Source organism: Massilia sp. BAP21, assembly GCF_057801335.1.
Map to the genome: position 1 here is coordinate 453,635 of NZ_CM173596.1, position 12,379 is coordinate 466,013.

At 65.3% G+C, this 12,379-nt stretch carries 10 protein-coding genes; 5 read left to right on the forward strand and 5 right to left on the reverse strand.

Translation table 11 applies throughout. The annotated features are described in order from the left end of the window. Window positions 1-33 precede the first annotated feature (33 nt). The 5 genes from zapE to ACWYRN_RS02035 all read right to left on the reverse strand — a co-directional run bounded on the left by zapE (window position 34) and on the right by ACWYRN_RS02035 (window position 7,440). Window positions 34-1,131 carry a cell division protein ZapE gene (gene zapE / locus ACWYRN_RS02015; RefSeq protein WP_488690904.1) on the reverse strand — a complete coding sequence of 366 codons (1,098 nt, stop codon included), beginning with the start codon at window positions 1,129-1,131 and terminating at the stop codon, window positions 34-36. 189 nt (window positions 1,132-1,320) lie between these two features. Further along, complete coding sequence (lpdA, locus tag ACWYRN_RS02020) at window positions 1,321-2,754, reverse strand: dihydrolipoyl dehydrogenase (protein WP_488690905.1); 1,434 nt, start codon at window positions 2,752-2,754, stop codon at window positions 1,321-1,323. Window positions 2,755-2,768: 14 nt separating this feature from the next. Continuing rightward, on the reverse strand, window positions 2,769-3,152 hold the full coding sequence (locus ACWYRN_RS02025; protein ID WP_488690906.1) for a PspC domain-containing protein: 384 nt from the start codon (window positions 3,150-3,152) through the stop codon (window positions 2,769-2,771). A 67-nt stretch (window positions 3,153-3,219) separates the two neighbouring features. Continuing rightward, window positions 3,220-4,488: a 2-oxoglutarate dehydrogenase complex dihydrolipoyllysine-residue succinyltransferase gene (odhB, locus tag ACWYRN_RS02030; protein WP_229438699.1), complete on the reverse strand. Its 1,269-nt coding sequence runs from the start codon at window positions 4,486-4,488 to the stop codon at window positions 3,220-3,222. A gap of 87 nt (window positions 4,489-4,575) precedes the next feature. Further along, window positions 4,576-7,440, reverse strand: coding sequence for a 2-oxoglutarate dehydrogenase E1 component (locus ACWYRN_RS02035; RefSeq protein ID WP_488690907.1), 2,865 nt, complete (start codon window positions 7,438-7,440; stop codon window positions 4,576-4,578). Window positions 7,441-7,874: 434 nt separating this feature from the next. On the opposite strand from ACWYRN_RS02035, the gene ACWYRN_RS02040 reads away from it, so the two are divergent. From ACWYRN_RS02040 to ACWYRN_RS02060, 5 genes are all read left to right on the forward strand, one after another. Next, window positions 7,875-8,540, forward strand: coding sequence for a PepSY-associated TM helix domain-containing protein (locus ACWYRN_RS02040; protein WP_488690908.1), 666 nt, complete (start codon window positions 7,875-7,877; stop codon window positions 8,538-8,540). A gap of 45 nt (window positions 8,541-8,585) precedes the next feature. Further along, window positions 8,586-9,101 (forward strand): DUF2271 domain-containing protein, encoded by a 516-nt coding sequence (locus tag ACWYRN_RS02045; RefSeq protein WP_488690909.1) that lies wholly within the window; start codon window positions 8,586-8,588, stop codon window positions 9,099-9,101. A gap of 17 nt (window positions 9,102-9,118) precedes the next feature. Beyond that, window positions 9,119-9,946 (forward strand): DUF4198 domain-containing protein, encoded by an 828-nt coding sequence (locus ACWYRN_RS02050; protein WP_488690910.1) that lies wholly within the window; start codon window positions 9,119-9,121, stop codon window positions 9,944-9,946. 63 nt (window positions 9,947-10,009) lie between these two features. After that, window positions 10,010-11,017: an FAD:protein FMN transferase gene (locus tag ACWYRN_RS02055; RefSeq protein WP_488690911.1), complete on the forward strand. Its 1,008-nt coding sequence runs from the start codon at window positions 10,010-10,012 to the stop codon at window positions 11,015-11,017. After that, a complete protein-coding gene (locus ACWYRN_RS02060) occupies window positions 11,014-12,354 on the forward strand; it encodes a sulfite reductase subunit alpha (RefSeq protein WP_488690912.1) in 1,341 nt (446 codons plus the stop codon). Before ACWYRN_RS02055 ends, ACWYRN_RS02060 begins: the two co-directional genes overlap by 4 nt. Window positions 12,355-12,379: the final 25 nt, after the last annotated feature.

Here is a 12,379-nt window from a genome sequence, read left to right on the forward strand (position 1 = left end):
TTGTCATCTTGTTCCCGATGGTGTTCTGTGTGGTCAGGCGATGGCGTCGGCCGCGCCGCGCCGTTCGGCGAGCATGTACTCGCGCGACTGCATCTCAATGATACGCGAGACCGTGCGGTGGAATTCATTTGCCAGCATGCCCTGGGTGTAGAGCTCTTCCGGCTCGCCCGCGGCCGACATCACCAGCTTGACCTTGTGGTCGTAGAACACGTCGATCAGCCAGGTGAAGCGGCGCGCCTCCGACGACTGGCCGGCCGACATCTTCGGAATCGCGGACAGGATCACGGTGTGGAAGCGCGTGGCCAGTTCCAGGTAATCGTTCTGCGAGCGCGGGCCGCCGCACAGGGTGGCGAAGTCGAACCAGATCACCCCGCCGGCGCGGCGCAGGGCGCGGATCTCGCGGTTCTCGATGTGGACGATGGGGCTTTCGTCGGCGGTGTCGGCCACCTTGGCGTAGGCGTCGCGCAGGGCGTGGTCCGAGGCGGCGTTCAGCGGCGTGTAATAAGCCTGCACCTGTTCCAAGGCGCGCTTGCGGTAGTCGTTGCCGGCGTCGACGTTCAGGATGTCGAGCTTCTCCTTCAGCAGCGCGATGGTCGGCAGCATTCGGTCGCGGTGCAGGCCGTCCGGGTACAGGGTGGACGGCTCGTAGTTCGAGGTCATCACGAAGCTGACGCCGTTCGCGAACAGGGCTGAGAGCAGGTTGTACAGGATCATCGCGTCGGCGATGTCGGAGACGTGGAATTCGTCGAAGCAGATCAGGCGGTATTTTTTCGCGATGCGCTTGGCGACTTCGTCGAGCGGGTTGGCGACGCCTTTCAGTTCATCCAGTTGGCCGTGCACGGCGCGCATGAATTCGTGGAAGTGCAGGCGCGTCTTGCGCACCACCGGCACCACGGAATAAAAGGAGTCCATCAGGAAGGACTTGCCGCGCCCTACCCCGCCCCACATGTAGACGCCCTTCGGCACGTCGGGACGGTTGATCAGGCGCTTGAAAGCGGACGACCGCTGGGCCTTGTACTGGACCCAGTCGTCGTACGCCTGCTGGAGACGGTCGACCGCCGCCTGCTGGGCAGGATCGGACTTGAAGCCGCGCTCGGTCAGGGCGTGCTGGTAATACTCTTGGACGTTCATGTAATGCAATCGTAAAAACGTAGGGTGGACGGCTCTGCCGTCCACGCGTCCGACACACGTTCGCAAGCCAGATAGCGGGCCGGCAGACGTGAGGTGAACGCATGGACGGGGAACCCGTCCACCCTACGGTCCAGAGAACGATGCCGGCGGCAGGAGTACGTTCCCCCGTTCCGCGGCACCATAACCCGATTAGAAGTTCAGCGAACGCTTGTCGACAGCCAGCGCGGCTTCCTTGACGGCTTCCGACAGCGACGGGTGCGCGTGGCAGATGCGGGCGATGTCTTCCGACGAGGCCTTGAATTCCATCGCGACGACGGCTTCCGAGATCAGTTCCGAAGCGACCGGGCCCACGATGTGCACGCCCAGGATTTCGTCGGTGGTGGCGTCGGCCAGGAATTTCACCATGCCCGAGGTGTCGCCCAGCGCGCGTGCACGGCCGTTGGCCATGAACGGGAAGGTGCCGGCTTTATAGGCCACGCCTTCGGCCTTCAATTGCTGCTCGGTCTTGCCGACCCACGCGATTTCCGGCGAGGTGTAGATGACCCAAGGGATGGTGTTGAAGTTGACGTGGCCGTGCTGGCCGGCGATGCGCTCGGCAACCGCAACGCCCTCTTCTTCCGCCTTGTGCGCCAGCATCGGGCCGCGCACGACGTCGCCCACCGCCCACACGCCCGGCAGGCTGGTGCGGCATTCGTCGTCGACGACCACGAAGCCGCGCTCGTCCAGCTGCAGGCCGACGGCTTCGCCGTTCAGGCCATTCGTGTTCGGCACGCGGCCGATCGAGATGATCAGGCGGTCGAAGGTGGCGGTCTGCTCGGCGCCGGTGCTGTCAGCGTAAGCCACGGTGACGTTGTTCTCGCCCTTGGTGATCGCGCCGATCTTGCAGCCCAGGTTGATCTTCAGGCCCTGCTTGGTGAACAGCTTGTGCGCTTCCTTGGCGATCTGCTCGTCGACGGCGCCCAGGAAGGTCGGCAGGCCTTCGAGCACGGTGACGTCCGCGCCCACGCGGCGCCACACCGAGCCCATTTCCAGGCCGATGACGCCGGCGCCGATCACGCCGAGTTTCGACGGCACGGCTTCGATCGCCAGCGCGCCTTCGTTCGACAGGATCAGTTTCTCGTCGAATTCCGCGCCTGGCAGCTGGCGTGCGTTCGAACCGGTGGCGACGATCACGTTCTTCGCGGTCAGGGTGGCCGTGGTCGGGCCGCTGACGTTGATGGTGTAGCCTTCGTCGGCCTTGCCGCCGAACGAACCCAGGCCGTGGAAGAACGAGACCTTGTTCTTCTTGAACAGGAACAGGATGCCGTCGTTGTTCTGCTTGACGATGGTGTCCTTACGCTTGAGCATCTGCGGCAGGTTCAGTTCCAGGCCCGAGACGTTGATGCCGTGCTCGGCGAAGGCGTGGCCGGCGTGCTCGAAGTGTTCCGACGATTGCAGCAGCGCTTTCGACGGGATGCAGCCGACGTTGGTGCAGGTGCCGCCTGGTGCAGGCTTGCCTGCGGCGTTGCTCCATGCATCGATGCAGGCGGTCTTGAAGCCCAGCTGGGCTGCGCGGATGGCAGCGATATAGCCGCCAGGACCGCCGCCGATGACGACGACGTCGAATTGATTCTCGTTACTCATGAATAGATCCTTATTTATTCTTCTGGGACAAAAATCCACATCAGCAGATAGACGAGCGCCCCGAACCCCGATGTGACGAGGGCGAACAGGACAAAGACAAGCCGCCAGACCCAGGTTTCCAGGCCCAGTACGCCGTTCAGGCCGCCGCAGACGCCGCCGAGCCAGCGGTCGCGCCGCGAACGGCGCAGCGCGCGCAACTGGGCTTCGAAGGCATTCGCACCGGCCTCGAATTGGGCGCCTACACCCGGTCCGGTGTTCGAGCCGTGATTCGGCCGATCCTTGTGCAGGTTGACCCGCTCGCCGGCCAGCACTTTCGCCTTGGCCTGTTCGAATTCGGCGTCGCTCAGCGCGCCGGCCTGGTGCAGTTCGTGCAAACGCCGGATTTCATCGGAGATCATGGCATTTCCCTACTGTGATGTGGAAGAAGGCGCCCCACCTGTGCCGGGGGACGCCCTTGCCTTCAAATTACAGGTCGAGCAGCAGGCGTGCCGGATCTTCCAGCGCGTCCTTCATGGCGACCAGGCCCAGCACGGCTTCGCGGCCGTCGATGATGCGGTGGTCATACGACATCGCCAGGTAGTTCATCGGGCGGATGACGATCTGGCCGTTTTCGACGACAGCGCGGTCCTTGGTCGCGTGCACGCCCAGGATGGCCGACTGCGGCGGGTTGATGATCGGGGTCGACAGCATCGAGCCGAAGGTGCCGCCGTTCGAGATCGAGAAGGTGCCGCCGGACAGATCGTCCAGGGTCAGCTTGCCTTCCTTGGCCTTGGCGCCGAATTCGCCGATCTTCTTCTCGATCTCGGCGATCGACATCTGGTCGGCGTTGCGCAGGATCGGCACCACCAGGCCGCGCGGCGAACCGACGGCGATACCGATGTCGAAGTAGCCGTGGTAGACGATGTCGTTACCGTCGACCGAGGCGTTCAGGATCGGGTACTTCTTGAGTGCGGCAACGGCGGCCTTGACGAAGAAGGACATGAAGCCCAGCTTGACGCCGTGCTCTTTTTCGAACTTGTCCTTGTACTTGGCGCGCAGGTCCATCACAGGCGCCATGTTGACTTCGTTGAAGGTGGTCAGGATCGCGTTGGTCGACTGCGATTGCAGCAGGCGCTCGGCGATACGGGCGCGCAGGCGGCTCATCGGCACGCGCTCTTCCGGACGGTCACCCAGGGCGACAGGGGCCGGTGCCGACACTTGCTGCAGTGCTGGCTTGGCGGCTGCTGGTGCAGGCGCGGCGGCTGGAGCGGCTGGCTTGTTGGCAACAGCGCTCAGGGCGTCGCCCTTGGTCACGCGGCCGTCGCGGCCGGTGCCGGTGGCATCCGATGCGCTCATGTTGTTGTCGGCCAGGATCTTGGCGGCGGCCGGCATGGCGACGTCGCCTTTCGAGCCGGTGCTGGCGGCTGCAGGCGCAGCGGCCGGAGCCTGGATCGATGCGCCTGGGGCAGCCGAAGGAATCGCCTTCACTTCCAGCGGGCTGGTCTGTGCCGAAGCTTCGGTGTCGATGATGGCGATGACTTCGCCGGCGACGACGGTCGCGCCGTCGGCCTTCAGCAGTTGCACGATCACGCCGGCGCCAGGGGCTGGCAGTTCCAGGACCACCTTGTCGGTTTCGATGTCGATCATGTTCTCGTCGCGCGAGACCGGCTCGCCGACTTTCTTGTGCCACGACAGCAGGGTTGCTTCAGCAACCGATTCCGACAACTGGGGGACCTTGACTTCGATTTGTGCCATGTAAAACTCCGTTTGATTATTCTGTTATCTATCTGCAAGAACGCTAAAAAACCGGACGCCTTGCGGCGGCCGGTTTGCGCTGAACATTTACTTAGTCAGGATAAAGCCCTTGAGCTTCGAGAATGCCGTGTCCAGCAGTTCTTTCTGCTGAGCCACGTGTTTGTCCGAGTAGCCGACAGCCGGAGCCGCCGAGGCCGGACGGCCGGCGTAGGCCAGGCGCTGACCTTCGTCCATGTTTTCGAAGATGTTGTGCTGGATCTGGAACCACGGACCCTGGTTCTGCGGCTCGTCCTGCGCCCACACGATCTCGATGGCGTTGCTGAACTTCTTCAGTTCGGCAGCGAAGGACTTGTGCGGGAACGGGTACATCTGCTCGATGCGGACGATCGCCACGTCGCTCGAACCGCGGGTCTTGCGTGCGTTGACCAGGTCGTAGTACACCTTGCCCGAGCAAACGATCACGCGCTTGACCTTCGAGGCTTCGATCTTGTCGTCGCACTCGCCGATGACGGTCTGGAAACCGCCCTTGGTCAGGTCCGACAGCGGCGAACCGGCGTCCTTGTTACGCAGCAGCGACTTCGGCGTGAAGATCACCAGCGGCTTGCGGAACTGGCGCACCATCTGGCGGCGCAGCAGGTGGAAGATCTGGGCAGCGGTGGTCGGCTGCACGACTTGCATGTTGTTGTCCGCGCACAGTTGCAGGAAGCGCTCGATGCGGCCCGACGAGTGTTCCGGACCCTGGCCTTCGTAGCCGTGCGGCAGCATCATGACCAGGCCCGAGGCGCGGCCCCACTTCACTTCGCCCGAGGCGATGAACTGGTCGATGACAACTTGGGCGCCGTTCACGAAGTCGCCGAACTGGGCTTCCCAGATGGTCAGCGTGTTCGGTTCGGCGGTCGAGTAGCCGTACTCGAAGCCGAGCACCGCTTCTTCCGACAGCACCGAGTCGATGACCGTGAACTGTGCCTGGTTGTCCGACACGTTGGCCAGCGGCAGGTAGATGCCCTGGTCCCAGCGCTCGCGGTTCTGGTCGTGCAGCACGGCGTGGCGGTGCACGAAGGTACCGCGGCCGGCATCCTGGCCCGACAGGCGGATCGCGTAGCCCGAGGCCAGCAGCGACGCGAAGCCCAGGTGTTCGCCCATGCCCCAGTCGAGGTTCATTTCGCCGCGGCCCATGGTGGCGCGGTCGGCCAGCACTTTTTCGACCAGCGAGTGCGGCTTGAAGCCTTCAGGCACCTTGGTGATGCGTTCGGCCAGGCGCTTCAGTTCGGTCAGCGGCACGGCGGTGTCGGCGGCGTCGGTCCACTTCTTGTTCAGGAACGGCGCCCAGTCGACGGCGTACTGGTTCTTGAAGTTGGTCAGCACCGGATCGACCGTGTGCTTGCCGGCGTCCATCGCGTCGCGGTAGGCGGCGACCAGCTTGTCGCCTTCGTCGGCGGCGATGGTGTTTTGCGTGGCCAGCTTCTCGGCGTACAGCTTGCGCGTGCCTGGGTGCTTGGCGATCTTCTTGTACATCAGCGGCTGGGTCAGCGCCGGGGTGTCCTGCTCGTTGTGGCCCAGCTTGCGGTAGCAGATGATGTCGACCACGACGTCCTTGCCGAACTCGACGCGGTAGTCGAGGGCGATTTGCGTCGCCAGGACCACGGCTTCAGGATCGTCGGCGTTCACGTGCAGCACCGGCGCTTCGATCATCTTCACGACGTCCGAGCAGTACAGCGTCGAACGGGCGTCGCGCGGGTCGGAGGTGGTGAAGCCGATCTGGTTGTTGATGACGATGTGGACCGTGCCGCCCGTGCCGTAGCCGCGGGTCTGCGCCAGGTTCAGGGTTTCCATGACCACGCCCTGGCCGGCGAACGCGGCGTCGCCGTGCACCAGGATCGGCAGCACCTGCTTGCCCTTGCGGTCGCCGCGGCGTTCCATGCGCGCCTTGACCGAACCTTCGACGACCGGGTTCACGATCTCGAGGTGGGACGGGTTGAAGGCCAGCGACAGGTGGACCGGACCGCCAGGGGTCGAGACGTCGCTCGAGAAGCCCTGGTGGTACTTGACGTCGCCCGACGGCAAATCGTCGGCGTGCTTGCCTTCGAATTCCTCGAACAGTTCCGACGGGGCCTTGCCCAGGGTGTTGACCAGCACGTTCAGGCGGCCGCGGTGGGCCATGCCGATGACGATTTCCTGGATGCCCTTTTCACCGGCGCGCTGGATGGTTTCGTCCATCGAGGCGATGAAGGATTCGCCGCCTTCGAGCGAGAAGCGCTTGGCGCCGACGTACTTGGTGTGGAGGTAGCGTTCCAGTCCTTCGGCCGCGGTCAGGCGCTCGAGGATGTGGCGTTTCTTTTCGGCCGAGAAGGTCGGGGTCGAGCGGATCGATTCCAGGCGTTCCTGGATCCAGCGCTTTTCGGTCGGATCGCTGACGTACATGAACTCCGCACCGATCGAGCGGCAGTAAGTGTCGCGCAGCATTTGCAGCAGGTCGCGCAGGGATGCGCTCTCGCCGCCGAAATAGGTATTGCTGATGTTGAACTGGGTGTCGAGGTCGGCGTCGGTGAAACCGTAGAACGACGGATCGAGTTCACGGATCGGTGGACGCTCCTGGCGCTGCAGCGGGTCCAGGTTGGCCCAACGCAAGCCGAGATTGCGGTAAGCGGCGACCAGCTGGGTGGCGGCAACGCGCTTGCGTGCCATTTCAGGATCGACTTCGCCGGCGGCGGCGGTCACGGTACGGATCGGGCCCTGCTTGGCGCGTTCCGCGAACGAGGCGATGACGGACGAGTGAACCACGTCCGGGCGGTTGCTACCGTCGACGGCAGGCACGTGCTGCATGTTGTCGAAGTAGGCGCGCCAGTTGTCCGGAACCGAGCCCGGGTTGTTCAGGTAGGCCTCGTACAACTCTTCCACGTACGGCGCATTACCGCCGAACAGGTAGGAGTTGGCGTTATATTGTTGCATCATTCTTGCTCACCTTTCTTCGCGCTTCGCGAGTTTGGCGGGTTGGGTTAACCTTCCGCGGCACGGCCTGACCGGTTAGCGGATCGCACTTACAAGACATCAAGTTGTGGGGGAAGGACTGTTGTTGCGACAGAGATAGTTAACTTCGCTGACTTGGCACAATAGCGGCAGGTATTGTAACGCAACATCCGGGTGGCATAGGCGCCACTCTTACTTTTTGTGACATGTCGGGCCGATATGGCGGTAGGGTGGACGGCTCTGCCGTCCACGCGTCCAAATTCCTGCTTGCGCCCCGACATTGCATGCTCTGGCTGAACGCGTGGACGGCGAAGCCGCCTCTCGTGGCCCGGTCCACCCTACGGCGTTTCCGCCTTTCCTGTTGACCGTCTAAATGATAATCGTTATCATTTGCATCGTTCACTCAACAGGAAACTTGCATGTCCGTCCAGAATCCGCCGCGCACCGCAACCGCACCCGCCGCCCTACCCGGCGCAAAGCGCGCGCTCTGGCTAAAACAATTGCACCAGTGGCACTGGATCAGTTCGGCCATCTGCCTGATGGCCATGCTCCTGTTCAGCATTACCGGCTTTACCCTGAACCACGCGGCCCAGATCGAATCCAAGCCCCAGGTTACCCGCCTGTCCGGCACGGTGCCGGCCGCCCTGCTGCCCGAACTGCAGGCCTATGCCGAGCAGCACGCCGACGCCGAGGCGCCGGTCCCGGCGAAACTGGCCGAATGGGCGAACGGCGCCTTCCCGGTCGACCTGCGCGGCAAAGCGGCCGAGTGGAGCGAGGAGGACGGCTACGTCGCCCTGCCCCGCCCCGGCGGCGACGCCTGGCTGCGCATCGGCGTCGATGGCAAAGCCGAATACGAGAAGACCGACCGCGGCTGGATCTCGTGGCTGAACGACATGCACAAGGGCCGCAACACCGGCGCCGTGTGGAGCTGGTTCATCGACATCTTCGCGATTGCCTGCATCGTCTTTTGCATCACCGGTTTCCTGATCCTGAAGTACCACGCAGCCAACCGGCCGTCGACCTGGCCCGTGATCGGCTTCGGCATCGTCCTGCCCATCGTCCTCGCGCTGCTGTTCGTCCATTAATTAAAAACGTTCATTAATTCACCTACTTATATAAGAAGGCACTGCATGAAACTGTCCCCATCGCTCGCCGCCCTGTCCCTGCCGCTGATCTCCAGCGGCGCGGTGGCTGCCGACCTGTCCGTCAAGTTCGAACTGCCGCAAATGAACGTGGCCGAGTACCACAAGCCGTATGTCGCGATCTGGATCGAGCGCGCTGACCAGACTGTTGCTTCTACTCTTGCTGTGCTGTACGACGTCAAGAAGAAAGACAATGCCGGCGAGAAGTGGGTGAAAGACATGCGCACCTGGTGGCGCAAGGCCGGCCGCGAAGCCACCCTGCCGATCGACGGCGTCTCCGGCGCCACCCGCGCCGCCGGCAGCCACACCATGAGCTTCGGCCCTGCCCGTACCGGCATTGACAAGCTCCCCGCCGGCGACTACAAGCTGGTCATCGAGGCGGCGCGCGAGGCGGGCGGCCGCGAACTGGTGCGCGTGCCCTTCACCCTGCCGGCCAAAGGCAAGGTCGCGGCCAGCGCCAGCGGCAAGGAAGAGCTGGGCGCGGTGTCCATCGAAATCAAATAAATAAAACGGAGTCGAACATGCAAACCAACCTGATCAAGCACGGCGTCCTCGCCCTGATCCTGGCCGCCACCGCCGGCGCCGCCAGCGCCCACCGTCCCTGGATGGTGCCGACCTCGACCATGGTCGAAAGCAAGAACGCCTGGGTGACCGTGGACGGCGCCATTTCCGATGGCCTGTTCGACGTCGACCACATGCCGCTGCGCATGAACGGCCTGAGCGTCACCGCCCCGGACGGCACCACCGCGCCGGCGCCCGAAGCCGTGATGGGCAAGATGCGCACCAGCGTCGACATCCCGCTGCCGCAGGACGGCACCTACCGCATCGCCCTGGTCAGCACCAACGTGATGGGCAGCTACAAGGTCGGCAACGAGGTGAAGCGCTTCCGCGGCAGCGAGGCCGACTTCAACAAGCAGTTGCCGGCCGGCGCCACCGAGGTAAAGAAGACCATCACCAACCAGCGCATCGAGACCTTTGTCTCGGCGAATAAAACCAGCGATGGCGCGCTCAAACCCACGAATGCCGGCCTGGAGATGATTCCGCTCTCGAATCCGAACGATTTGCGCAGCGGCGAAACCCTGCGCGTGCGTTTCCTGCTCGACGGCAAGCCGCTGCCGAAGCTGGACTTCAGCATGGTGCCGGGCGGCGTGCGCTACCGCGGCGTGCTGGGCGAAGTGCGCCACACCACCGACGCCAACGGCGAAGCCACCATCAAGCTGCCGGCCCCGAACATGTACTGGGTAAATGCCGTGTATCCGCCGGCACCGGCCAAGGGCGCGCCGCCATCGGACGCACCGGAGACCCGCCGCTCGGCCTATACCGGCTCGCTCGAAATCTTGCCGGAATAAGCCTGCCCGAGTACATCCACCATGCTGCACCGGGCGCCGCCGCGCCCGGTTTTCCTGCCACGAATGCGCCACGTCCTCGTTCCCCTCGACATCGACCCCAGCCCGCCTCCCGCCGCCAGCACCCTGTTCGAAGCGGCCGGCTCGACCATGGGCACAAGTTGGTCGGCGCGGCTGATGCTGCCCGCCGGCGTGCGCAGCAAGCTGGGCGAGCGGATGCAGGCCGAACTCGACGGCATCGTGGACGAAATGAGCCACTGGCTGCCGGAGTCGACGCTGGGCCGCTACAACCGCGCCCCGGCCGGCAGCTGGACCGACATCCCGCCGCGCTTTGCCGAAGTGCTCGACTACGCCCTCGGCGTGCTCGAGGCCAGCGGCGGCGCCTATGACCCTTTCGCCGGCACCCTGGTCAATCTGTGGGGCTTCGGCCCCGAGCGCCGCTACGACCAGGCCGGCTTCTATGCCCCGGCGCCGGCCGCCGTGCAGGAGGTGCTGGCCCAGCGCGCCAGCCTGCACCCGGAATTCGACCGTGCCGCCGCGCGTCTGCTGCAGCCGGGCGGCGCCCTGCTCGACCTGTCGTCGGTGGCGAAAGGTTACGCCGTCGATCGCCTGGCGTTTTGCCTGGAACAGCACGGCGTGCGCCATTACGTGGTCGAGATCGGCGGCGAGCTGCGCGGCGCCGGCACCAAGCCCGACGGCCAGCCTTGGTGGGTGACCCTGGAAGGCGTGCCGGGCGCAAGCAGCGTGGAAACCGTGGCCGCCCTGCACGGCCTGGCGGTGGCCACCTCGGGCGACTACCGGCGCTATTTTCAGCAGGGCAATCGCCGCGCCTCGCACACGCTCGACCCGCGCACTGGCTACCCGATCGCCAACGACATCGCCTCGGCCACCGTGCTTGCTTCCACCTGCATGGCCGCCGACGCCCTCTCCACCACTATCACCGTGCTCGGCGCCGAGGCCGGCCTCACCTTTGCCGAGGAACGCGGCCTGGCCGCGCGCCTGCTGCTGCGCCGCTCTTACCACCCGGGCCTGGAAGAAATCACCACGAGCGCCTGGCGCGCCATGCTGCAATGATGACCATCGATCCCATGCGCTGGGGCAGTGCCCTGGCCCTGCTGGCTGCCTATGGCGGCCTGTGCGCCACCCTGCTGCGCCGCCCGAAAGCCGTGCCCGCGCCTGCGCTCGAAGAAGGCGACTGGCTGGTGGTGTATGCCAGCCAGACCGGCAATGCCGAATACCTGGCCCAGCAGACCGCCGCCACCCTGAACACCGGCGGCCTGCAGGCGCGCGCCGTGTGCATCTCCAGCCTCGATCCGGCGGCCTTCACCGGCGCCACGCGCGCCCTGTTCATCGCCAGCACCTACGGCGAAGGCGACGCCCCCGACTCCGCCGCGCGCTTTGCCGGCGTGACGATGGGCAGCGACGCCGACCTCTCGCAATTGCACTACGGCGTGCTGGCCCTGGGCGACAGCAGCTACACGAATTATTGCGGCTTCGGCCGCGCCCTCGACGCCTGGCTGGGCGCGCGCGGCGCCACCCCGCTGTTCGAACGCATCGAGGTCGACCGCGTCAACGGCGAGGCGATCGCCAGCTGGCAGCACCAGCTCAGCCATCTGGCCGGCACCAGCGACGCGCCCGACTGGGAAGCGCCGGCCTACGGGCAGTGGCGCATCCTGGAACGCACGCAATTGAACCCGGGCAGCATCGGTGCGCCCCTGTACCGCCTCGCCCTGGCGCCGCGCGCGGGCGCCCTGCCCGACTGGGAAGCCGGCGACCTGGTACAAGTGTGCGCACCGCGCGACCCGGACCTGCCGCGCGAGTATTCGATCGCCTCGATCCCGAGCGAAGGCAAGCTGGAACTGCTGGTGCGCCTGCAGCGCCATGAAGACGGCAGCGCCGGCGCCGCGTCGGGCTGGCTCTGCCTGGATGCCACGTTTGACGACACGGTGGCCCTGCGCGTGCGTACCCATGCGCGCTTCCGCCTGGGCGAGAACACGGCGCGTCCGCTGATCCTGGTCGGCAACGGCACCGGCCTGGCCGGCCTGCGCGCCCACCTGAAGGCGCGCATCGACGCCGGCATGGCCGACAACTGGCTGGTGTTCGGCGAGCGCCATGCCGCGCACGACTTCCTGTGCCGCGACGAACTGCTGGGCTGGCGCAATGGCGGACAACTGGCGCGCCTGGACCTCGCCTTCTCGCGCGACGAAGGTGGGCCGCGCTACGTGCAGCACGTGCTGGCCGAACGCGGCGACGAACTGCGCACCTGGATCGCGCGCGGCGCGGCGGTGTATGTCTGCGGCAGCCTGCAGGGGATGGCGGCGGGCGTGCATGAGGCGCTGGTAGGCGCCCTCGGCATGGAAACGCTCGACGAGCTGGCGGCCGACGGTCGCTATCGGCGCGACGTCTATTAGAAGGTTGGCTTATTGCCCCGGTCCG